The 23,706-nt window shown below is 57.0% G+C and carries 10 protein-coding genes and 9 pseudogenes; all 19 read left to right on the top strand.

Features of this window, described 5'->3' with window-relative positions; genetic code table 11:
- The first annotated feature begins 2 nt into the window (after positions 1–2).
- A pseudogene (nuoG, locus tag PSQ19_RS03235) lies at positions 3–2,070 on the top strand (NADH-quinone oxidoreductase subunit NuoG).
- A gap of 9 nt (positions 2,071–2,079) precedes the next feature.
- Positions 2,080–3,175: pseudogene (gene nuoH, locus PSQ19_RS03240) on the top strand (NADH-quinone oxidoreductase subunit NuoH).
- A pseudogene (nuoI, locus tag PSQ19_RS03245) lies at positions 3,175–3,664 on the top strand (NADH-quinone oxidoreductase subunit NuoI). The pseudogenes nuoH and nuoI overlap by 1 nt, the downstream one beginning before the upstream one ends.
- Before the next feature lie 11 nt (positions 3,665–3,675).
- Positions 3,676–4,284, top strand: a complete 609-nt coding sequence (locus PSQ19_RS03250; RefSeq protein WP_282219602.1) for an NADH-quinone oxidoreductase subunit J — start codon at positions 3,676–3,678, stop codon at positions 4,282–4,284.
- A gap of 15 nt (positions 4,285–4,299) precedes the next feature.
- Positions 4,300–4,608: an NADH-quinone oxidoreductase subunit NuoK gene (nuoK, locus tag PSQ19_RS03255; RefSeq protein ID WP_282220598.1), complete on the top strand. Its 309-nt coding sequence runs from the start codon at positions 4,300–4,302 to the stop codon at positions 4,606–4,608.
- Positions 4,609–4,617: 9 nt separating this feature from the next.
- Positions 4,618–6,646 (top strand): annotated as a pseudogene (gene nuoL, locus PSQ19_RS19655) (NADH-quinone oxidoreductase subunit L).
- Positions 6,646–8,163 (top strand): NADH-quinone oxidoreductase subunit M, encoded by a 1,518-nt coding sequence (locus PSQ19_RS19660; RefSeq protein ID WP_407649072.1) that lies wholly within the window; start codon positions 6,646–6,648, stop codon positions 8,161–8,163. Before nuoL ends, PSQ19_RS19660 begins: the two are co-directional and overlap by 1 nt.
- 9 nt (positions 8,164–8,172) lie before the next feature.
- Positions 8,173–9,618, top strand: coding sequence for an NADH-quinone oxidoreductase subunit NuoN (nuoN, locus tag PSQ19_RS03265; RefSeq protein WP_282219604.1), 1,446 nt, complete (start codon positions 8,173–8,175; stop codon positions 9,616–9,618).
- Positions 9,619–10,455 carry a biotin--[acetyl-CoA-carboxylase] ligase gene (locus PSQ19_RS03270; RefSeq protein WP_282219605.1) on the top strand — a complete coding sequence of 279 codons (837 nt, stop codon included), beginning with the start codon at positions 9,619–9,621 and terminating at the stop codon, positions 10,453–10,455.
- A gap of 79 nt (positions 10,456–10,534) precedes the next feature.
- A complete protein-coding gene (locus PSQ19_RS03275; protein ID WP_282219606.1) occupies positions 10,535–12,208 on the top strand; it encodes a ribonuclease J in 1,674 nt (557 codons plus the stop codon).
- Between the two features lie 11 nt (positions 12,209–12,219).
- On the top strand, positions 12,220–12,465 hold the full coding sequence (locus PSQ19_RS03280) for a DUF1467 family protein (protein ID WP_282219607.1): 246 nt from the start codon (positions 12,220–12,222) through the stop codon (positions 12,463–12,465).
- Positions 12,466–13,057: 592 nt separating this feature from the next.
- Positions 13,058–14,407, top strand: coding sequence for a proline--tRNA ligase (gene proS, locus PSQ19_RS03285; RefSeq protein WP_282219608.1), 1,350 nt, complete (start codon positions 13,058–13,060; stop codon positions 14,405–14,407).
- Positions 14,408–14,466: 59 nt separating this feature from the next.
- On the top strand, positions 14,467–15,774 hold the full coding sequence (locus PSQ19_RS03290) for an ABC transporter permease (protein ID WP_282220599.1): 1,308 nt from the start codon (positions 14,467–14,469) through the stop codon (positions 15,772–15,774).
- On the top strand, positions 15,767–16,453 hold the full coding sequence (locus PSQ19_RS03295; protein ID WP_282219609.1) for an ABC transporter ATP-binding protein: 687 nt from the start codon (positions 15,767–15,769) through the stop codon (positions 16,451–16,453). Before PSQ19_RS03290 ends, PSQ19_RS03295 begins: the two co-directional genes overlap by 8 nt.
- Before the next feature lie 321 nt (positions 16,454–16,774).
- Positions 16,775–20,232 (top strand): annotated as a pseudogene (gene dnaE, locus PSQ19_RS03300) (DNA polymerase III subunit alpha).
- 188 nt (positions 20,233–20,420) lie between these two features.
- Positions 20,421–21,192 (top strand): annotated as a pseudogene (gene rpsB / locus PSQ19_RS03305) (30S ribosomal protein S2).
- A 70-nt stretch (positions 21,193–21,262) separates the two neighbouring features.
- Positions 21,263–22,193: pseudogene (gene tsf, locus PSQ19_RS19665) on the top strand (translation elongation factor Ts).
- A 175-nt stretch (positions 22,194–22,368) separates the two neighbouring features.
- A pseudogene (pyrH, locus tag PSQ19_RS03315) lies at positions 22,369–23,095 on the top strand (UMP kinase).
- An 18-nt stretch (positions 23,096–23,113) separates the two neighbouring features.
- Positions 23,114–23,676 (top strand): annotated as a pseudogene (gene frr / locus PSQ19_RS03320) (ribosome recycling factor).
- Positions 23,677–23,706: the final 30 nt, after the last annotated feature.

Here is a 23,706-nt window from a genome sequence, read left to right on the forward strand (position 1 = left end):
CCATGACCTCAATCAAGATAGACGGCCAACTCATTGAAGTTCCCGACCATTACACGCTGATGCAAGCAGCCGAAGCAGCTGGCGCCGAAATACCGCGCTTTTGCTATCATGAGCGCCTGTCAGTTGCTGGCAATTGCCGCATGTGCCTGGTCGAAGTGAAGGGCGGGCCGCCCAAACCGACGGCGAGCCTGCGCCATGGGGGTAAAGGATTTGCGCCCCGGGCCGAATGGCGAGCCGCCCGAAATGTTTACCAATACGCCCATGGTCAAGAAGGCCCGCGAAGGCGTGATGGAGTTCCTGCTGATCAACCATCCACTCGATTGCCCGATCTGCGATCAGGGTGGGGAATGTGACCTTCAGGATCAAGCCATGGCCTATGGCGTCGACAAGAACCGGTTTGCTGAAAATAAGCGGGCGGTTGAAGACAAATATATGGGGCCGTTGGTCAAGACCTCGATGAACCGCTGCATCCATTGCACGCGCTGTGTCCGCTTTACGACCGAAGTCGCTGGCGTCGCTGAAATGGGGCTGCTGGGTCGCGGTGAAGATGCCGAGATCATCACCTATCTGGAAAAGGCGCTGTCAAGCGAACTGCAGGGCAATGTCATCGATCTGTGCCCTGTCGGCGCCCTCACGTCCAAGCCTTATGCGTTTCATGCCCGTCCATGGGAGTTGAACAAAACCGAGTCCATTGATGTGATGGATGCTCTGGGTTCCAATATCCGGGTCGACAGCCGTGGTAGCGCGGTCATGCGCATCTTGCCGCGCGTCAATGAATCCATCAATGAAGAATGGATTTCTGACAAGACCCGCTACATTTGGGATGGGCTCAAGAGTCAGCGCCTCGATCGCCCCTATGTTCGTCGTGGCAAGAAGCTCGGCGCGGCTACTTGGGACGAGGCGTTTACAGCCATTGCCAAGGCGGTCAAGAAGCCCGGCGCCAGGATTGGCGCCATCGCGGGCGATTTGGCTGGTGTTGAGGAAATGTTCGCCCTCAAGGCATTGTTGGCCTCGTTGGACTCGAAAAGTGTTGATGCACGACCAACCAGTTTGGCACTGGATCCGTCCAAGGGACGCAGCAGCTATATTTTCAACCCCACCATTGCCGGGATCGAACAGGCCGACGCGATTTTGTTAATCGGCACCAATCCACGCCACGAAGCCAGCGTCTTGAACGCACGCATTCGCAAGGTGTGGCGTGCCAGCAGTCTGCCAATAGGGGTTGTTGGACCCGCCGAAGACCTGACATATAGCTACACCCACCTGGGTACAGGCGGGCAAAGCCTGGCGGACCTTGCCGCTGGAAAAGGCGAATTCGCCGAGACCTGGGCAAAGGCCAAAAACCCGCTGGTGATCGTGGGCGAGGGGGCAGCAACAGCGGACGTTCTGGCACAGGCGGCGGCCCTGGCAACGTCCGGCAAGGACATTGCCGAGGGCTGGAACGGGTTGGCCATTCTGCACAATGGCGCCGCGCGCGTGGGTGCCCTGGATATCGGCTTTGTGCCGGCCAAGGGCGCCATGAACACTGCCGCGATGCTCAAGGGCGATGCAGACGTACTTTTCGTGCTTGGCGCCGACGAATATGATTTGAGCGGTCTGGGTGACACGCTGGTAGTCTATATTGGTACACACGGCGACAATGGCGCCCATCGCGCCGATATCATTCTGCCCGGTGCTACCTACACCGAAAAAAGCGCCACCTACGTCAACACAGAGGGTCGCGTTCAGATGACGGCGCGCGCCGTATTCCCACCCGGCGACGCCAAGGAAGACTGGGCGATCATTCGCGCGCTTTCGGGCGTGATCGGCAAGCCATTGCCATTCAACTCGCTGGCCCAATTGCGCGCCGCTATCTATTTGATGCACCCTCATCTTGCTCGGATCGACGCCATTGAGCCGGGCAAGCTGGCTGACGTAAAAAAACTTGCCAATGCGTCGGCCAAGGTCAGTAAGGCAAAATTTGCCTCACCGATCACCGAATTTTATCTGAGTAATCCGATTGCCCGCGCCTCGGCCACCATGGGTGAATGTGCCGCGACCGCAGCTGGTCTGCGCCAGGCAGCGGAATAGGGGAGCGTTATGGACTTTATTCTTTCAGCGCTCGACTATCTGCTGGGTGTACCCGGACTGGGCGGCACGCAGGTGGGCTTTATCTATAAAGGACTGCTCCTGCTGATCGCGCTACTGATTTTTACCGCCTATATTCTGCTGGCAGACCGCAAGATCTGGGCGGCGGTGCAAATTCGCCGCGGCCCCAATGTGGTTGGGCCGTTCGGACTGTTGCAATCATTTGCCGATTTGCTCAAATTCGTGCTCAAGGAACCTGTCATTCCCGCCGGTGCCGACAAGTTGGTGTTTCTGCTCGCGCCATTCGTGCTGGCGATGCTCGCGCTGGCGGCATGGGTTGTTATCCCCATCGACGAAGGCTGGGCCCTGACGGATCTTAATGTCGGAATCCTGTATCTGCTGGCGATTTCCTCGCTCGGCGTTTACGGCGTGATCATGGGTGGTTGGGCGTCCAACTCGAAATATCCATTTCTTGGTGCGCTACGCTCTGCTGCACAAATGGTCAGCTATGAAGTTTCGATCGGCCTGGTCATCATCACCGTGCTGCTGTGCGTCGGGTCATTGAACCTGACTGACATTGTCATTGCGCAAAAACAGATGGGCCTGGCCCATATGATTGGACTGCCGCAACTGGCGTTCCTCAACTGGTTCTTCCTGCCGCTGTTCCCCATGTTCGTGGTGTTCTTCATTTCGCTATTGGCGGAAACCAACCGGCCCCCATTCGATCTGCCTGAAGCTGAGTCAGAGCCTGGTTGCGGGCTTCATGGTCGAATATGCCTCGACCCCCTATTTGCTGTTCATGCTGGGCGAATATATCTCGATCATCATGATGTGCGCGCTCACCACCATCCTGTTCCTGGGCGGCTGGGTGTCACCGATCGACCTGCCACCATTCACCTGGATCCCGGGCGCAGTCTGGTTCATTTTGAAGACCTCGCTGGTCTTCTTCATGGTCGCCATGGTGAAGGCCTTTGTGCCGCGATATCGCTATGATCAGCTGATGCGGCTGGGCTGGAAAGTCTTCCTGCCCCTGTCGCTGGCGATGGTCATCATTCTTGCATTTATTCTTCAGCTTACCGGCTGGGGCTGGCACGGAGGGGTTGCCTGATGCGCGCCACCCAATTCCTGAATGCGCTATTGCTCAAGGAATTCGTTTCGACCTTCATTCTGTCGATGCGATATTTCTTCAAGCCAAAGGCAACCATCAATTATCCTTTCGAGAAGGGGCACGTCAGCCCCCGCTTTCGCGGTGAGCATGCGCTGCGCCGCTATCCAAACGGCGAAGAGCGGTGCATCGCCTGTAAATTGTGTGAAGCGATTTGCCCGGCGCAGGCGATTACCATCGAAGCAGGGCCACGCCAAAACGATGGTACGCGCCGTACCGTTCGCTATGACATCGACATGGTCAAATGCATCTATTGCGGTTTCTGTCAGGAAGCCTGCCCGGTGGACGCCATCGTTGAGGGGCCAAACTTCGAATTTGCAACAGAAACCCGCGAAGAGCCTCTATTTCTCCAAAGAGCGGCTCTTGGCGAACGGTGACAGGTGGGAGCGTGAAATCGCCCATAACCTGCTCGCCGATGCACCCTATCGCTGAGAGGGAAGACGATGAGCCTTCCACAGTTCTTTTTCTATGTGTTTTCAACCATTGCGGTCATTTCCGCGCTTATGGTGATTTCGTCGCGCAACCCCGTCCATTCGGTGCTGTTCCTGATCTTGGTATTTTTGAACGCCTCGGGCCTGTTTCTGCTGGCAGGTGCCGAATTCCTGGCGCTCCTGTTGGTCGTGGTCTATGTCGGCGCCGTGATGGTGCTGTTCCTGTTCGTCGTGATGATGCTCGATGTCGATTTTGGCTCGATGCGACAAGGAATATTGCAATATATGCCGATTGGCGTGGTTATCGGGGTCATCTTCCTGCTCGAACTGCTGTTGGTGGCCGGCAGCTTCGTAATTGCGCCACAGCTTGGCGGCGTCGCGACCATACCCATCGATATGGGCGTGCAAAATACGCGGGCGCTGGGACTGGTAATTTACACGCGCTACGCCTTCCTGTTTGAAGGTGCCGGCGCGATCCTGTTGGTCGCCATGATCGGTGCCATCGTTCTGACCTTGCGTCACAAGGTCAACGTCAAGCGGCAGGATCCAGCCATTCAGACAGCGCGTCGGCCCGCCGATGCGATGAAAATAGTCAAAGTCAAAAGCGGTCAAGGACTCTAGGGGGCGAACATGGGCTTGGAAATCGGGCTCGGTCACTATCTGACCGTAGCGGCAATCCTGTTCACGCTTGGCGTGTTCGGCATATTTCTCAACCGGAAGAACGTCATCATTATCTTGATGTCGGTCGAACTGATCCTGTTGGCGGTGAACCTCAACTTTGTGGCGTTCTCGGCGGCTCTCAATGATTTGCAGGGGCAGGTATTCGCCCTGCTGATCCTGACCGTGGCGGCCGCAGAGGCGGCAATTGGCCTGGCCATTCTGGTAATTTTCTATCGCAACCGCGGCTCCATTGCGGTTGACGATGTCAACATGATGAAGGGCTAGAAGCTCGCCATGATCCAAGCGATTGTTTTTCTGCCCCTGATCGGCGCGCTTATAGCTGGGCTTTTCGGCCGCCAGATCGGTCATCGCAACAGCGAATATATTACGACGGGACTGCTCATCATTGGGGCGGTATTATCCTGGATCGTCTTCCTGCCAATGGCGTTTGGCGGCGGTGAGGCCGTGGAAGGCGCCGCGCACGCCGAAGCCTTCAAAGTTGAGGTAATGCGCTGGATCCAGGTTGGTGACATGGATTTGCGCTGGGTCTTGCGCGTCGACACGCTCACAGCAATCATGCTGGTTGTCGTCAATACCGTCTCCAGCCTCGTGCACGTCTATTCTATTGGCTATATGAACGACGATCCGCATCGGTCGCGCTTTTTTGCCTATCTGTCGCTGTTTACCTTCGCCATGCTGATGCTGGTGACAGCGGACAACTTCCTCCAAATGTTCTTTGGTTGGGAAGGCGTCGGGCTGGCCTCCTATTTGCTCATCGGCTTCTGGTACACAAAACCCTCGGCCAATGCGGCGGCCATGAAGGCGTTTATTGTCAACCGCGTTGGCGACTTTGGCTTCGCCTTGGGCATCTTCGGCGCGTTCATGGTTCTCGGACACATCGATTTTGACGGTGCGTTCCATGCCGTCGAAGGCGCCAAGGACACCAGCATCAATTTCCTTTCCTGGAATTTTGACGCCATGACCGTTGTGTGCCTGCTGCTGTTCATGGGTGCCATGGGCAAGTCGGCGCAGTTCTTGCTGCATACATGGCTGCCTGACGCCATGGAAGGTCCGACACCGGTATCCGCATTGATCCATGCCGCCACCATGGTGACGGCGGGCGTCTTCATGGTGGCGCGTCTGTCGCCCCTGTTTGAAGCCTCGCCCACCGCCATGACCTTTGTCCTGATTATCGGGGCGATCACGGCCTTCTTTGCTGCCACTGTCGGGCTGGTCCAAAACGATATCAAACGCGTAATTGCCTATTCGACCTGTTCTCAGCTTGGCTACATGTTTGTGGCATTGGGGGCAGGTGCCTATTCGGCCGGTATTTTTCACCTGTTCACTCATGCCTTTTTCAAGGCGCTGCTGTTTCTCGGCGCCGGCTCGGTTATTCACGCCATGCATCACGAGCAGGACATGCGCAACATGGGTGGCCTCCGGCACAAAATTCCGGTGACCTACGCCATGATGCTGATTGGCACGCTGGCACTGACCGGGGTCGGTATTCCGGGCACGTCGCTGGGTTTTGCCGGTTTCTTTTCCAAGGATTCCATCATCGAAGCGTCATATGCCGTCGGTGGCAATGCGGGCGCGTTTGCGTTCTGGATGCTGGTTATCGCCGCGCTGTTCACAAGTTTTTATTCGTGGCGCCTGATTTTCATGACTTTTCATGGCAAGCCGCGTCACGACGCGCCAAGCCAGGATCATGCCCATGATGAGCATGGCCACGATCATGGCAGCGCCTACGACAACGCCCATGAAAGCCCTAACGTCATGCTGGTGCCGCTCTATTTTCTTGCGGCGGGTGCGGTGCTGAGTGGCGTTGTATTCTATGGCATATTCTTCCACGACATTGGTCACATCGAGCATTTCTTCAACGGTTCGATTGTTGTCGATCATGAAATTCTTGAAGGTGCCCACGCCGCGCCGCTCTGGGCGAAATGGTCGGCAAGCCTTGCCATGGTCTTTGGCTTCATTATTGCCTGGTATATGTATATCCGCGATCCAAGCACGCCCAAAAGGCTGGCCGACACCAATCCGGGCCTCTACCAGTTCCTCTTGAACAAATGGTATTTTGACGAATTGTACGATCGCATCTTTGTGCGACCCGCCTTGTGGATTGGCCGGTTTCTCTGGCAGCGGTTTGACGATCAACTCATTGACCAGACGGTCACTGAAGGTCTCGGCCGTCGGGTACAGAACGTGACCGCTTGGGTTGTGCGCCTGCAGTCGGGCTACCTCTACCACTACGCGTTCGCCATGCTCATTGGGGTGGCAGGCTCTATTGACCTGGGCCATTGCGGCCGGGGGACTGATCTGATGACTTTCGAAAATTCCATTCTTACGCTTACAACCTTTCTGCCGCTGCTGGGCGCGTTCATCCTGTTGTTCATGACCGGCAAGGACGAAAGCGCGCTCAATCGCATCCGCTGGGTGGCGCTCGTCACCACTCTCGTGACCCTATTGCTGTCGCTTATGGTGTGGGCCCAATTCGACGCTTCCAATCCGGGCTTTCAGTTTGTTGTCAACAAGCCATGGATTGGCGAAAGCATCGGCTATCGCGTTGGTGTCGACGGCATTTCTGTACTGTTCGTGGTTCTGTCCGCGCTGTTGATGCCATTCTGCGTGCTGGCCAGTTGGGAATCTGTCCAGGTCCGCGTGCGCGAATACATGATCGTGTTCCTGATCCTTGAAACGCTGATGATCGGTGTTTTCACCACGCTTGATCTGGCCATGTTCTACGTGTTCTTCGAAGGAACGCTTTTGCCGATGTTCCTGATCATCGGTATCTGGGGCGGCAAACGTCGCATTCAGGCAAGCTACAAGTTCTTCTTCTACACCTTCACCGGCTCGGTCCTGATGCTGCTGGCGATCATGGGCATGTACTGGAACGCAGGCACCACCGACATTTCCAAACTGTTGACCCACGATTTTCCGGTGGGTATGCAGACCTGGCTGTGGCTGGCGTTTTTTGCTTCTCTGGCGGTCAAGATGCCGATGTGGCCATTCCATCGCTGGTTGCCCGAGGCCCACGTGGAGGCGCCGACGGCCGGTTCGGTCATTCTGGCGGCGATCCTGCTCAAGCTTGGCGGCTACGGCTTCCTGCGCTTCTCGCTGCCCATGTTCCCTGACGCGTCGCTGTATTTTGCCAATTTCGTCTTCGTACTGTCCGTCGCCGCGATTATTGTCACCTCGCTGGTCGCGCTGGTGCAGACCGATATGAAAAAGCTGATCGCATATTCGTCGGTGGCGCATATGGGCTTTGTGACCATGGGCATCTTTGCTGGCAACGCTCTCGGTGTTCAGGGCGCGGTGTTCCAGATGATCTCGCACGGTATTGTATCCGGCGCGCTGTTCTTGAGTGTCGGCGTCATCTACGACCGTATGCACACGCGTGATATTGTTGCCTATGGCGGGCTGGTCGAGCGGATGCCGCGCTACGCCTTTGCCTTCATGGTGTTCACCATGGCAAATGTCGGCCTGCCGGGTACTTCGGGCTTTGTCGGTGAATTTCTCACCATGATCGGTATTTTCCAGGTCAACACCTGGGTCGCGTTCGGCGCCGCTTTCGGGGTGATCTTTTCAGCGTGTTACGCCTTGTGGCTCTATCGCCGGATCATATTCGGCGCACTCACCAAGGAAAGCCTCAAAAGCATTCTTGACCTCAATATGCGCGAAAAATTCACGCTTTATCCGTTGATTGCGTTGATCATTTTCTTCGGCTTTTATCCAGCGCCAATTCTCGACGCCACCGCGGCTTCGGTCAATGCGCTCGTTTCCCACTATAGTGCTGCAGTTGATGCCCCGGCGGCAATTGCAGCTGCTGTAGCGCATTAGGAGGGGCCAATGGGTTCCGACGTCACCTCATTTGCCAGTCTGGCACCAATTTTCCCTGAAATGGCAATTGCCATCGGCGCGGTGGTTCTGCTGCTCGTCGGTGTGGTCATCAACAAGGAACGCTCGATAGGCATCAGCTATGCCGCCATCGTGCTGCTGCTGGTTGTGGCCGCGCTGACGATGTTTCAGGGGCAGGACGGCATCCTGTTCAATGGCACCTTTATCGCCGATGGGTTCAGCCGTTACATGAAGGCGTTGGTATTGGGTGGATCAGCTTTTGCGCTGATGTTGGCTTTGCCCAATGCGGTAGAGCAGGGCGTTCACAAGTTCGAATATGCAGTGCTCGTGCTGTTGGCGACGCTTGGCATGATGATGATGGTGTCGGCCAATGATCTCATGACCCTCTATGTCGGGTTGGAGTTGCAGTCGCTGGCGCTTTATGTCGTGGCGGCGATCAAACGCGATGACAGCCGCGCTACCGAGGCGGGACTCAAATATTTCGTACTGGGCGCGCTGTCGTCGGGCATGCTGTTATATGGTGCCTCAATGGTCTATGGCTTTACCGGCACAACCAACCTGCCGGCTATATTGGCCCAGATCACCGCCGAAGGGCGCTCGATTGGCCTGATCTTCGGCCTTGTGTTCCTTCTGGCCGGTGTTGCCTTCAAGATTTCCGCCGTACCGTTCCACATGTGGACGCCGGACGTTTATGAAGGCGCGCCAACCCCGGTCACAGCACTATTTGCGACCGCCCCAAAAGTCGCAGCAATGGCGCTGATGGTGCGGTTGGTGTCCAACACCTTTGCCCCGATTGCCCACGACTGGCAGCAAATTTTGATTTTTCTGTCGATTGCATCAATGGTTCTGGCCGCGTTTGCCGCGATCGGCCAGAAGTCGATCAAGCGCCTGATTGCCTACTCCTCCATCGGTCACGTCGGTTTTGCGCTCGTCGGGCTGTCAGCGGCCAATCAGGGCGGTGTCGAGGGCGTTGCGATCTATATGGCAATTTATGTGACAATGACGATTGGCATGTTTGCCTGCCTCCTGTCCTTGCGTACCGAAAACGGCGAAATCGAGAATATCGAGGACTTTGCCGGTGTCGCACAGACCCGCCCCTATGTGGCCGCGATCATGGCCGTTGTCATGTTCTCATTGATCGGCATGCCGCCGCTCGCCGGGTTCTTTGCCAAGTGGCACGTTTTCCTGGCGGCCATCGACGCGCAGCTTTACCTGTTGGCCGTGATCGGCGTCCTGGCGAGTGCGGTCAGTGCATTCTATTATCTGCGCATCGTCAAACTGATGTATTTTGATGAGCCGCGCCAGACCTTTGCAGCGGTGCCCAATGAGTTGGGTATCATAATGGGAATTTCCGGCTTTCTGCTGGTGACCTATTATTTCACCGTTGGCGGGGCACTTGCGGGCGTTGCCCACATGGCAGCAGGAAGTCTGTTCTAGGTGACGGCATTTGCCCTCGGGCCCAAGGCACGCACGGCAGGTTATCGGCTGTGCGGGTTCGACGCCGTCGGCTCGACCAATAGCGAAGCATTGACAGCGGCGACAGGCGGAGATGCTGGCGGCATCTGGTTTGCAGCCTTGCAGCAGACAGCAGGACGAGGCCGACGAGGGAGACAATGGTCTACCCCGCACGGCAATCTGGCCGCAACGTTGCTGATCATCCCCGATGCCGATCCGGCGGCGGCAGCGACGCTTGGATTTGTGGCGGGCGTTTCGTTGAATAGGGCGCTTGGTCAATTGTTGCCTGCGACTGATATAAGGATCGGCATCGATGGTGCGGACGGTATCGGGCACAGTCAGGGCGCCCGCATAGCACTCAAATGGCCAAATGACGTGCTGGCGGACGGCGCCAAGCTGGCAGGCATATTGCTCGAGGCACAAAAACTGGACGATGGGCGTCACGCCATCGCCATCGGTTTTGGGGTCAACGCGGTGGCGGCGCCCGATGGACTGCCCTATCCAGCAACCAGCTTGACCGAACTCGGCGTCGCGCGCTCGGCGCAGCAGATATTTGAATCATTGAGTGATTGCTGGGTGGATGTCTTTGGCCTTTGGGCAGACGGACACGGCATCGCTGCGGTGTTGGACTATTGGCGCCAGGCTGCCGCTGGCATCGGCGCGCCGGTGTCGGTCAACCAGAACGGACAGATCGTTCGCGGCATTTTCGAAACGATAGACGACGCCGGAAGGCTGATCGTACGCGCTGACAATGACGCACGTATAGCGATCACCGCCGGTGACGTACATTTTGGGGCAACGGCCAGCGCCCGAAGCTGACCAGGAAACATCGCGGCAGCAACGAAACCGGGAATTTTCCCGGCACGTGCGCCGCATTATACAAGGACGAGTTGAACCCATGGCGAAAGCACAAAGGGACGAACTGGTATTCGTGCCGCTCGGCGGCGTCGGCGAAATCGGTATGAACATGGGGGCCTATGGATTTGGCCCCGAGAAGTCACGCAAATGGCTCGTGGTTGACTGCGGCGTTTCGTTCGGCGACCCCAGCCTGCCGGGCATTGAACTGATCATGGCCAACCCCGAATTTCTCGAGGAACGGGCCGACGATGTTGTGGGTCTAGTGCTGACCCACAGTCACGAAGACCACTATGGCGCTGTGCTGGACCTTTGGCCCAGCTTTGACCGGCCAGTGTTCGCGACACCGTTTACCGCCGCAATGCTGGCGGCAAAACGGGCAGGGGATGGCATCATCGACAATGTCGACCTGACCATCATGAAGCCTGGCAAGGCACTTGATGTTGGCCCCTTCACCGTCGAGGCCATTAATGTTTGCCATTCCATCCCGGAGAGCAACGCATTATTGATCTCAACGCCTGTCGCGCGAATTCTTCATACTGGCGACTGGAAGCTGGATGCGACACCGGTTGGCAATGCGCCGACTGACATTGCCCGGCTGCAGCAGATCGGTGAGGACCGCTCCACGCCGCTCGTACTGGTCTGCGACTCCACCAACGCCATGAAGGACGGTGAAAGCCCCAGCGAAAGCGAGGTCGGTGATAATCTGGCAACGCTGATCGCCAGTGCCCCCCATCGCGTTGCCGTCACGACATTTGCCTCCAATGTCGGGCGAGTGATTTCGGTCGCGCGGGCCGCCGCCAAGGCCGGGCGCGAGGTCGTGCTGTCCGGGCGGTCGCTGCACCGCATCACCGGCATTGCCCGTGAACTGGGCATGCTGGAGGGCGTGCCGACAATGCACGATCAAGACATGTATCGTTCGCTGCCGCGCAACAAGGTTGTGTTGTTGTGCACCGGCAGCCAGGGCGAACCGCGTGCGGCGATCGCCCGCATTGCCCGGGGTGAACATCCCGTGATTGATCTCAATGCAGGCGACCGGATGATTTTCTCGTCTTGGGCCATTCCCGGCAATGAGCGCGAAGTGAATGATATTCAAAACCAGTTGATCGATCGCGGCGTCGAAGTCATCACCCGCAATGACGCGATGGTGCACGTCACCGGTCACCCAAGGCGGGGCGAGTTGCGGCGCCTCTACGAATGGGTCAAGCCGGACATACTTGTGCCCGTTCACGGTGAGGCCATGCATCTTCAGGCCCACGCGGAACTGGGCAAGGCTGAAGGCATCGCCAATGTGCTCAGCATCCGCAATGGCGATATGGCGCGCCTGTTCCCCGAGCCGATGGCTTTTCCGGCCGAGGTGCGCACCGGCGAACTCTACCTCGACGGTCTGGTGCTGTGTACGCCCGAGGAAAGCGGCGTAAAAGGGCGCCGTCGCCTGTCATTTGGCGGGCACATTGTCGTCAGTATCTGCGTCAATGGTGGCGGCCAGGTCGTTGCGGGTCCCGATTTCGTTATTGAGGGGTTGCCCGAAACCGATGATGAATCGCTCAACGAGCTCCTGGAACACACCATCGCTGGCGTTCTTAAAAGCGTGCCACCAAAGCGGCGCAGCGATACCGAAGTGCTGAACTCCGCCCTGTTCAAGGCGATCCGCAACGAGGTCAATGCCTATTGGGGGCGCAAGCCCAATGTTACGATCTTCGCTCACCGCGTCTGAAAGGACCGACCATGCCAATCGCAAGCATAATAGCAATCTACTTTATCGTCTGGTGGCTGTGCTTGTTCGTTGTGCTGCCAATTGGTGTGCGTAGCCAGCTTGAAGATGGCAATGTCATTCCGGGCACCGAACCGGGCGCGCCGACCGCCGCACGGCTACTGCCGAAGATTGGAATTACCTCGATACTGGCGGTTGTCGTGACCTTGGCGCTGTTCTGGGCACTCACCAACCCCTGGCTTCAGGCCTACTGGCGCTAAGCGCCTGCAGCTACATGGCCCAAAGCTGATCGTTAAGTCGGGACACCCGACGGGTCCCTAAAAACGAGGTTTCGCGTTGGGAACCGACTGCGGCGGTTCCCATTGCCAAAAAAGTGTTGGCTCATACGTGTTCAGCGCTGAGGCGATATTTTGCCATGGCACCTAGCGTGCCGCGAGTGCGGTTCATGAATTATCGCGGCAATACCGGTTTCGCTGCCGCTGTCCAACGCCGTCACGCGGCGCCGTCGGGACGATGGAGTCCCGGATCGTCACTTAATCTGAAACATTAGACTAATGCTATAAACATATAAAATAAAACAAAAAAGCAGGGCACCAAGGCCCTGCTGAAAAGAGTTTGTTCGACAATTACGTTGGTCTTAGGCACACATAGTGGCAGCCAACGCTCCTCCCTAGACGTTGTCGACGTCCGACGGCTTAGTTGCCGCCGTTGTTTTGTTGGAGGGAACATATCACAAGAATTAGCGCTGTCACGTAGAATCTGCATAGCATCCATGCTTGCAACGGATGGACGAGTACGATTTGAGTGGGCATCAACAAAAGCCTTGAGTCGCATCCTGTTTTTGGAGTCACTATGCGCCTGTCTCAGTACTTCCTGCCGGTCTTGCGCGATGTGCCCAAGGAAGCAGAAATCATCTCGCACCGACTGATGTTGCGGGCCGGCATGGTTCGCCAGCAAGCCTCTGGCCTCTATTCCTGGTTACCGCTGGGCTACAAGGTCCTGATCAAGGTGCAAAAGATCGTCGAAGAGGAGCAGAACCGCTCCGGCGCCATCCAATTGCTGATGCCGACGATCCAATCGGCTGACCTGTGGCGCGAAAGTGGACGCTATGACGCGTACGGCAAGGAAATGTTGCGGATCCAGGACCGGCACGAACGCGATTTTCTCTACGGCCCGACTAACGAGGAAATGATCACCGACATTTTCCGCACTTATGTGAAGTCCTACAAGGACCTGCCGCTGAACCTGTATCACATCCAGTGGAAGTTTCGCGACGAGATCCGTCCACGCTTTGGCACCATGCGCTCGCGCGAATTCCTGATGAAGGACGCCTATTCCTTCGATCTGGATAAGGAATCAGCGGTAAGGGCGTACCACCGAATGTTCGTGGCATACCTGCGCACCTACGCGCGCATGGGCCTGACCGCAATTCCGATGCGCGCCGACACCGGCCCAATCGGGGGTGATTTGAGCCACGAGTTTATCGTTTTGGCCGATACTGGTGAGAGCGAGGTTTTCTGTCACAAGGATCTGCTCGACAAACCCATTCCAGCGCCCGATACAGATTTCCGCGGTGATCTGTCGCCGATCATCAACGATTGGACTTCGCAATATGCAGCGACCGAGGAAATGGTCGATATGGCGGCATATGAGAGCGCAGTGCCTCCCGACAAACGCGTTACGGCGAGGGGCATCGAAGTGGGCCATATCTTCTATTTCGGCACTAAATATTCCGAGCCGATGAAAGCAACTGTAACCGGTCCCGATGGCAAGGAAATAACAGTGCATATGGGGTCTTATGGCATAGGGCCTACCCGCCTTGTGCCCGCCATCATTGAAGCTTCCCATGATGACGATGGCATCATCTGGCCGGTCAGTGTCGCGCCGTTCGAAGCGGTGCTGATAAATCTCAAGGCCGGAGATGCCGAGTGTACCGCTGCCTGCGATTCACTCTATGATGAACTGAACGCCAATGGCATTGACATGCTCTATGATGACCGGGATCAGGGCGCCGGCGGGAAGTTTGCGACTGCTGATCTGATCGGCATTCCCTACCAGGTCATACTTGGACCGCGCGGCCTCAAGTCCGGTGAGGTGGAAATCAAGCACCGCCGGTCTGGCGAGCGCGAGACGTTGCCGGTCGGGGATGCTGCCAAGCGCATAAAGGCCCTGATAGAACCCCAAAGGCGGACCGACATTTGAGCGAGCAAGTCGTGGCCGGCCACAGCCGGGGCACCCGAGCCTTTTCTCGGTTCGAGTGGATGATTGCCGGGCGTTATTTGCGGGCCCGACGCAAAGAAGCGTTCATATCGGTGATCGCCAGCCTTACCATGGTCGGGGTCGCCATCGGCGTTGCCACATTGATCGTGGTCATGTCGGTCATGAACGGCTTTCGAGCCGAACTGCTGACCAAGATTCTTGGTCTCAACGGTCACTTCACTGCGTACCCGATCGAAGAGAAATTCACCGACTATAAGCAGACCATTGACGCGCTACAGCAGGTCGATGGTGTCAAATTTGCAGTCTATTTTGTCGAGGGACAAGTGCTGGCATCGGGCGCAGGCCAATCGACCGGCGTGACCGTTCGCGGCATGGACGAGGAAAATATCAAAAAACTGGACCTGCTCTATAATGGGGCAGAGCAGGGTGGTTTTGACAGTTGGGATCAGTCAAAAGGCGTTGCTATTGGCTACCGATTGGCCCAAACCCTGGGCGTCGGTCTGGGCGACTCTGTCACCATCATCAATCCCGACGGCGCCAAGACACCGTTCGGCACAACGCCACAAATTCGCTCCTACAAGGTCAGTGTCATATTCAACCTCGGCATGGTCGAGTTTGACAGCTACTTCATGTACATGCCGCTGCAACAGGCCCAGGAATATTTCAAACTCTATGAGGATGTGCTCAAGCCCGGCCACAAGCCACTTGATCCCATGGCAACTGACGCAGAGATCGATGAAGCCTATGATCGGGTCTACCAGGCCTCTGCCGCCGAAATATTCATCGATAATCCAGACGATGTATCCGGAATGCGGGCGAAGTTGCAGAGTGATTTTTCCACGCGCCCACTGGTCTTGACCGACTGGCAACAGCGCAATGAAACCTTCTTTTCGGCGCTTCAGGTCGAACGTGTCGTCATGTTCACCATTCTGTCGATGATCATTCTGGTGGCAGCGTTCAATATCATTTCGAGCCTGATCATGCTGGTCAAGGACAAGAGCAGCGATATCGCTGTTTTGCGCACAATGGGCGCGACACGCGGCTCGATCATGCGAATTTTTTCGATCACCGGCACCGCTATCGGCGTTATTGGTACCTTGAGTGGCTTGGTACTGGGGCTGATCATTGCCGCCAATGCGGAAAGCCTACGGGCAACCATTTCCGAATTTCTTGGCGTGACGATATTCCCCCCGGAGGTGTTTTTCCTATCCTCGCTGCCCTCAAAAACCGATCCGACCGAGGTTACGGTCGTAGTTTGCCTGGCGTTGGGGCTGAGTTTCCTGGCCACGCTCTATCCCGCGTGGCGGGCGGCACAATACGATCCGGTAGAGGCATTGCGCTATGAATGAGGCACATCTGGTTCTGCGCGACGTCCACCGACATTATGGCGAAGGCGACAAATTGGTGCGCGTGCTCGAGGCGGCCAATCTGACGGTATTGAGCGGCGAATTGGTAGCGCTTGTGGCCCCCTCGGGTGCGGGCAAGTCGACGCTGCTGCATTTGAGTGGCCTGCTCGAAAGCCCGCAATCGGGTGAGGTCGAGATTATCGGTACCAAGACCAGCAAGCTCGGTGATCGCGGTCGTACCCAGTTGCGTCGGAGCACGGTGGGATATGTGTACCAGTTTCACCATTTGTTGCCCGAATTCACGGCGCTCGAAAATGTCTCAATGCCGCAACTGATAGCCGGAAAATCGCAGCAGGACGCCGACATTCGCTCGCTTGAATTGTTGGAAATTCTTGGCGTTGCACCTCGCGCCAGCCATCGGCCAGCGGAATTGTCCGGGGGTGAGCAACAGCGGATCGCCATCGCGCGGGCGGCAGCAAACCGACCTCGGGTCATATTGGCCGACGAACCCACTGGTAATCTGGATCCCGAAACCAGCGATCTGGTGTTTGAGGCACTAAAGACCCTGATCAAGGAGGAGGGTGCGGCCGCGCTGATCGCTACCCACAACCACGATCTGGCGCGGCGCGCCGATCGCATTGTTACACTCAAGGGCGGACTCGTCGTTAATCACCAACTTTAGGTTTGCCGCCGTACGCACGCCGCGAACCAGTTCCTAACGACTGCTTAACCAACCAGAGCCAATCCCCGCTATTCAATGTGCTGTCCCTAGACAAGAACAAACAACGAACGTATAAGAACATATCGGAAACACAGGAGATGAAGATGTTGACCTTCCTCAAGGATTTCGCTGCGTTCGTGACGATTGGCGCCTTTACAGTTGGATCGCTGACCTGGATGGACGTCCTGACCCGACTCGGTTGAGCCTGTTGTGGATTGTGTTCGTGGGCGGTTTCCCAGTCGCCCGTAGACTGTCACAAAGACGACCTAGGAAAGGTCCATCATGAGCGGTCCCGGTTTTATTCATCTGCATGTTCATTCTGCCTATTCCCTGCTTGAGGGTGCCTTGCAGCTGGAAAAAATTCTTGGACTGGCCAAGGACGATGCGCAGCCGGCGCTCGGTATAGCCGATACCGGCAATCTGTTCGGTGCGCTCGAATTTTCAGAAAAAGCCGCAAAAAAGGGCATTCAACCGTTGGTTGGCGTTGAGATGGCGGTGGATTTTGCCGCCGCCGAAGAACGAACCAACGAGCGGGGCAGCCATAGTTATTCCTCCAAAAGTAGCCTGGTCTTGATGGCTCAGACCGAAACCGGATTTGGAAATTTGTCACGGTTGGTCAGTCGGGCTTACCTGCAGGGGGGAGGGCGCGGCGCGCGCCAGGCTGGAGTGGCTGACCCGCGAGGGACTGGAGGGCATATTGTGCCTTACCGGTGGTCCTGAGGGTGCGATTGATCCCTGTTTTGCCGCCGGACACGACGCGCAGGCGATCAAGCGACTTAACCTGCTGCACGAGGCGTTTGACGACCGTTTATATGTAGAGATCCAGCGCCACGGAAGGCCGGTCGAGGGGGGTGTGGAACCGCGCCTGATTGACTATGCCTATCGGCAAGGGTTGCCGCTTGTTGCCACCAATGAGCCGTTTTTCCGCTCGGAGGCCGAGTTTGAGGCCCATGATGCCTTGCTGGCGATTGCGGGCGGCACTGTTCTGGCCCAGACTGAACGCCGCAAGGCTCAATGACCAATATTATTTCAAGACCCGCGCCGAGATGGTCGAGTTGTTTGCCGACCTGCCTGAGGCCCTTGACAATACAATCGAGATCGCCCAGCGCATCGGCTATCGTCCGCATACGCGCAAGCCGATCCTGCCCAAATTTGCCGCCGCGCCGGATCTGACTGACGACCAGGCCGTGGCGGTGGAAGCCGATGCACTGCGTGTCATGGCCGAGGAAGGGCTGGAGCGGCGACTTGCCACAGTTGGGACGGCGCCGGGCAAGACTGAAAAAGAGTACCGCGACCGACTGGAATTCGAGCTGGGCATCATCCAGTCGATGAAGTTTCCCGGCTATTTCCTTATCGTGGCGGATTTTATTCGCTGGTCAAAGTCACAGGGCATTCCGGTCGGTCCGGGCCGCGGGTCGGGCGCCGGCTCACTTGTTGCCTATGCGACAACCATCACCGATCTTGATCCGCTTCGCTACAATTTGCTGTTCGAGCGCTTTTTGAATCCTGAGCGCGTTTCGATGCCCGACTTTGATATCGATTTTTGCCAGGACCGGCGCGAAGAAGTCATTCGCTATGTTCAGCAAAAATATGGCTCTGACCAGGTTTCCCAGATCATTACCTTCGGAACGCTGCAAGCGCGCGCTGTGCTGCGCGACGTCGGACGCGTACTGCAAATGCCTTATGGGCAGGTGGACCGGATCTGCAAATTAGTGCCGGCAAATCCAGCCGATCCCTGGACGCTGGAACGCACGGTTAAAGAAGTGCCGCAACTCAAGATGATGGCGGAGGACGACGAAACGGTCGCAGAACTTATCGCGATCGCCCGCCATCTCGAGGGTCTTTTCCGCCACGCCTCTACCCACGCTGCCGGGATCATCATCGGCGACCGACCATTGCAGGATTTGGCACCGCTCTATCGCGATCCGCGCTCCGACATGCCGGTTTGCCAGTACAACATGAAATGGTCCGAAGCGGCCGGGCTGGTCAAATTCGATTTCCTCGGCCTCAAGACGCTCACCACGATCGAATATGCCGTTCAGATGATCAATCTGGATGGCGGCAATTTCCGCATCGAGGACATCTCGATTGAGGATGAGGCAACCTACAAGGCTCTACACCAGGGGCGATACTTTTGGCGTCTTCCAGGTGGAAAGCCCGGGCATGCGGCGGGCGCTGGTCGATCTGAAGCCAGACAGGTTCGAGGACATTATTGCTCTGGTGGCACTCTACCGCCCCGGTCCGATGGACAATATTCCCCTATTTTGCGACCGAAAGCACGGACGCGAGGACGTCGAATATCCTCACGAGGCACTAAAGGCCGTTCTCGATGAGACCTACGGCATCATTGTCTATCAGGAACAGGTGATGCAGATCGCCCAGTTGCTGTCGGGCTATTCGCTTGGCGAAGCCGACTTGCTGCGCCGCGCCATGGGCAAGAAGATCAAATCGGAAATGGATGCTCAGCGCGAGCGCTTCCGCGAGGGAGCGATCAAGTACGGCCTGAAGCAATCCCTCGCCGATACAATTTTCGACCTGCTGGCCAAGTTTGCCAATTATGGCTTCAACAAGAGTCACGCCGCAACCTATGCCTTGGTGAGCCTATCAGACCGGTTATCTTAAGGCCCATCACCCGCATGAGTTTTTTGCTGCCTCCATGACGCTCGACATGGGCAATACCGACAAACTCTCAGATTTCCGTCGTGAGGCGACCAAGAGCGGCATCGAGATTGCGCCACCCTGTGTCAACCACTCCCAGGCAGTGTTTTCGGTCAAGAACGAGCGCATCCACTATGGCCTGTGCGCCGTAAAGGGCGTCGGCAGGCAAGTGGCCGAGCATATCGTAGCGGTGCGTGGCGACACGCCTTTCAAGGATCTCGGCGATTTTGCCAAACGCGTTGATCCAAGGCTTTTGTCCAAGCGGACGCTGGAAACGCTGGTCAATGCGGGGGCGTTCGATGACATTGTTGAGCGCCGCGAGGAGGCATTCGTGGCTATAGAATCCGTAATCGGCATGGCACAGGCGCTGACCGCGGAACGCGTCGAGGGGCAGGGCAACATGTTCGATATGGGCGCACCCGAGCCTATAAAGCTGCCCCAGGGTATCCCTGCATGGACTACTACCGAGCGGGCCGAGCGCGAGTTTTCGGCAATCGGGTTCCATTTGTCAGCGCATCCACTCGATGCCTATGCCGAACTGTTCGACCGCTTTCGCGTGCAGCGTTGGATGGATTTTGAACGAGCAGTCAAGGACGGTGCATCAGCTGGTCGGTTGGCCGGCACCATTTCGGGTCGACAGGACCGTCGAACCCGCAAGGGCACGCCGATGATGATCCTCAACCTCTCTGACCAGAGCGGCAGCTTTGAGTGCATAGCGTTTTCCGAGCAGATCAATGAGTTCGGCGGTCTCTTGCAGGTCGGGAAGTCTGTGATCCTGAAAGTGGGCGCCGACGAGCGACCCGATGGTGTCAGTGTTCGACTGCTTGATGTTCAAGCGATTGAAGAGGCAGCAGAAAAAGTGGGGCGCCGACTGACTGTATTTGCCGCCGACGTCAAATGTCTGCCCCCGATCAGCGCCCAGGCTCAAGCGTGGCGGCGAAGGCGCCGTCAGCTTTGTGGTAATTCGCGATGGTGGCGCGCGCGAATATGAGATCGAACTGCCCGGAAACTTTCGGCTTACCAGCGAAGTTGCCGGTGGCATCAAGGCGCTCGACGGGGTTACGGACGTTCGGTTGAATTAGTCCGAGAGGTGCGCGCATCGCCCTTGCGCTTCGGTGCTTTATCGCCTATATGCCGCCTGCGCTTGACTGCGTGTCAGCGCGATTTCACACACGAGGCAGGTCCTCTGATTTATGATCAGATGTCCATCCGGTGACGGTTTCCGTCGCAAGTCTCGTGGCGGCATCAACCGGTAAAGGAGAATTGCCCCATGGCAATGCCCGATTTTTCTATGCGCCAACTGCTTGAAGCAGGCGTCCATTTTGGTCACCAGAAGCACCGCTGGAACCCAAAGATGGAAAAGTACATCTTTGGCGTACGTAACGACATTCACATTCTGGATGCTGAGCCAGACCGTGCCGATGCTCAGCCGCGCGCTGCAGCTGGTGTCTGATACGGTCGCTGACGGTGGCCGTGTGCTCTTTGTCGGCACCAAGCGCCAGGCTGCGCCATTGGTCGCTGAGGCCGCGCGCTCCTCGGCACAGTATTTTGTCAACTCGCGTTGGCTCGGCGGCACGCTGACCAACTGGCAGACCATTTCCAATTCGATCAACCGCCTGCGTGAGCTCGAAGCTTTGGGCGCCGAAGGCCTGGAAGGTCGTACCAAGAAAGAGCGCTTGATGATGAGCCGCGAGCAGGAGCGTCTCGAGCGCGACCTCGGCGGTATCAAGGACATGGGCAATCTGCCCAGCCTGATCTTTGTCATCGACACCAACAAGGAAGCCAATGCGATCAAGGAAGCCCGTCGTCTGGGTATTCCGGTCATCGCAATTGTTGACACCAACTGCGATCCCGATGTTGTCGATTTTGCCATCCCCGGCAATGATGACGCATCACGTGCGCTTGAGTTGTATGTCTCGCTGATCGCCAAGGCGGCAATTGACGGTATCGGCCGCTCGTCGTCCGATCTCGGCGCCGATTTGGGTGCGGCCGAAACCGCGCCTGAGGAGCCAGTTCTGGCTGCCGAAAGCGTTGCCAACTAATCGGATCATCCGATTATCACTATTGATATGAACCATGCGGTCCCCCTGCGGGGCCGCCGAGAGGTGAATCATGGAAATCACAGCTTCATTGGTCAAGCAATTGCGCGACTCCACCGGCGTCGGGATGATGGACTGTAAAAAGGCCTTGGCCGAAAACAACGGCGATATGGAAGCGGCGATCGACTGGTTGCGTACTCGTGGTCTGGCAAAAGCTGCCAAAAAGGCTGATCGGGTCGCGGCCGAGGGCTTGGTTGGCGTTGCCACCGACGGCACGACCGCGGCCATTGTCGAAGTCAATTCCGAGACAGATTTCGTTGCGCGTAACGAACAGTTCCAGGCCATTGTTGGCAATGTGGCAAAGCTCGCCATCGACAGCGAAGGTGACGTTATTAAGGCTCGGTGAGATGCCGTTCCCCGGTTCTGGCCATTCGGTTTCGGCCGAACTCACCGAAGCAATTGCCAAGATCGGCGAAAACATGAACCTGCGCCGCGCCGACGTTGTGTCGGTTACTGACGGTGTGGTCGAAAGCTATGTGCATGCCGCCACCAAGCCTGGCATGGGCAAGATCGGTATCCTTGTTGCGTTGGAATCGACCGGTGACAAGCAGGTGCTGTCGGCACTTGGCAAGCAGTTGGCGATGCATATTGCGGCAACCAGCCCGCTGTCGATTTCGCCAGACGATCTCGACCAAACCGTTGTTGCGCGTGAGCGCGCCATCTTTGCAGAGCAGGCCCGCGAATCTGGCAAGCCCGCAGAAATTGTCGAGAAGATGGTCGAAGGCCGTGTTCGCAAATATTATGAAGAGGTCACACTGCTGGCCCAGACTTTCGTGATCGATGGCGAAACCAAGGTCGGCGATGCCATCAAGGCCGCCGAAAAAGAGGCCGGTGCACCGATCAAGCTCACACAATTTGTGCGTTTTGGTCTGGGCGAGGGCATCGACAAGATCGCCAACGACTTTGCGGCCGAAGTTGCCGCGACGTCTGGCGTAAAGCAGTAATAATATTGGGCGGGTCCTTGTGCCCGCCCAATAAAGCCCGGCCCTGCTTCTATTTGAATGCATTGCTGGCCAGATGCGCTTTCCTGCGGCGATCCGGTTTCCACTTCTGTGGCAAATGATTTAGGGTTCCGCTGGCGTCAACGGATTCGACGCCCCAGTCAATTTCAGGAGAGGGTTGCTGATGGCGCCTGCATATAAGCGTATTCTGCTCAAAGTGTCGGGCGAAGTGCTTGCCGGCGATCAGTCATTCGGCATCGAGCCGGAGTTTCTTCATTCAGTCGCCCAACAGGTCGCTGACGCTGCCAAGGGCGGGGCTCAAATTGCCATTGTCATTGGTGCGGGTAACATTTTTAGGGGTATGGCCGTTGCAGCGGGCGGTACGGACCGCGTGACCGCCGACATGATGGGCATGCTTGGCACGGTCATCAATTCGCTGGCGCTATCCAATGCCATTTCGCGCCAGGGCGTAAAGTCCAGAGTATTCAGCGCCCTCAACATGCCCTCGGTTGCCGACAGTTTTACAGCCCGCGCCGCCAAGGCCGCCCTGGAAGAGGGCTTCGTCGTTGTTTGTGCGGGCGGCACCGGCAATCCGTTTTTCACGACCGATACCGCCGCAGCACTCAAGGCCATTGAGACTCGATTGCGACGTGCTGCTCAAGGGCACCAAGGTGGACGGCGTCTATTCGGCGGACCCCATGAAGGTGCCGGGGGCAACACGCTACGATACCATCACCTATGATGAGGTCATCGGGCAGGATCTAAGGGTGATGGACACCGCCGCCTTTGCACTTGCCCGCGACAATGGACTGCCGATAATTGTCTATGCGCTCGACGACAAGGAAGGTTTGGCTGGCGTCTTGGCCGGACGAACCCGAAGCACCCGCGTCGGCAAACCTGAATAAGATAGAAGGACGATAACAATGGCCGCCGAATTTGATCTGAATGATCTTAAAGCCCGCATGGCAAAGTCAATTGAATCGCTTCATGGCGAGCCTATCTGGTCTGCGCACCGGGCGTGCCAGCAGTAGTCTTCTGGATCCCGTAACCGTTGAAGCCTATGGCTCACGCATGCCACTAAACCAGGTTGCAACGGTCACGGTGCCCGAGCCAAGAATGCTCAGCGTACAGGTATGGGATCGCAGCATGGCTGGCGCCGTTGAAAAGGCAATTCGCGACTGCGGTCTCGGCCTCAACCCGATGGCGGAGGGGCAGGTCATTCGCATACCGTTACCCGAATTGAATTCTGAACGCAGGCGCGAGACTCGCCAAGGTTGCTCATGGTTACGCTGAGCAGGCCCGTGTTGCTGTACGCCACGTCCGACGCGACGGTATGGACGTGTTGAAAAAGGCCGAAAAGGATGGCGACATGAGCCAGGATGAAAGTCGGACGCAGTCTGATCTGGTTCAAAAGGCGACGGACGCCGCGGTTCAGGATATTGACGCGCTGCTCGCCACCAAAGAACAGGAAATCATGCAGGTTTAGCCCGAAAGTCGGGCTGCGCCGGGAGGGCGT

Source organism: Devosia algicola (assembly GCF_028816455.1).
Classification (GTDB): domain Bacteria; phylum Pseudomonadota; class Alphaproteobacteria; order Rhizobiales; family Devosiaceae; genus Devosia; species Devosia algicola.

Excerpts from the sequence above, each read along its gene's own strand:
- PSQ19_RS03250 (WP_282219602.1), top strand. The coding sequence starts at position 3,676 with ATGAGCCTTCCACAGTTCTTTTTCTATGTGTTTTCAACCATTGCGGTC.
- PSQ19_RS19660 (WP_407649072.1), top strand. The coding sequence starts at position 6,646 with ATGACTTTCGAAAATTCCATTCTTACGCTTACAACCTTTCTGCCGCTG.
- nuoN (WP_282219604.1), top strand. The coding sequence starts at position 8,173 with ATGGGTTCCGACGTCACCTCATTTGCCAGTCTGGCACCAATTTTCCCT.
- PSQ19_RS03275 (WP_282219606.1), top strand. The coding sequence starts at position 10,535 with ATGGCGAAAGCACAAAGGGACGAACTGGTATTCGTGCCGCTCGGCGGC.
- PSQ19_RS03280 (WP_282219607.1), top strand. The coding sequence starts at position 12,220 with ATGCCAATCGCAAGCATAATAGCAATCTACTTTATCGTCTGGTGGCTG.
- proS (WP_282219608.1), top strand. The coding sequence starts at position 13,058 with ATGCGCCTGTCTCAGTACTTCCTGCCGGTCTTGCGCGATGTGCCCAAG.
- PSQ19_RS03290 (WP_282220599.1), top strand. The coding sequence starts at position 14,467 with ATGATTGCCGGGCGTTATTTGCGGGCCCGACGCAAAGAAGCGTTCATA.
- PSQ19_RS03295 (WP_282219609.1), top strand. The coding sequence starts at position 15,767 with ATGAATGAGGCACATCTGGTTCTGCGCGACGTCCACCGACATTATGGC.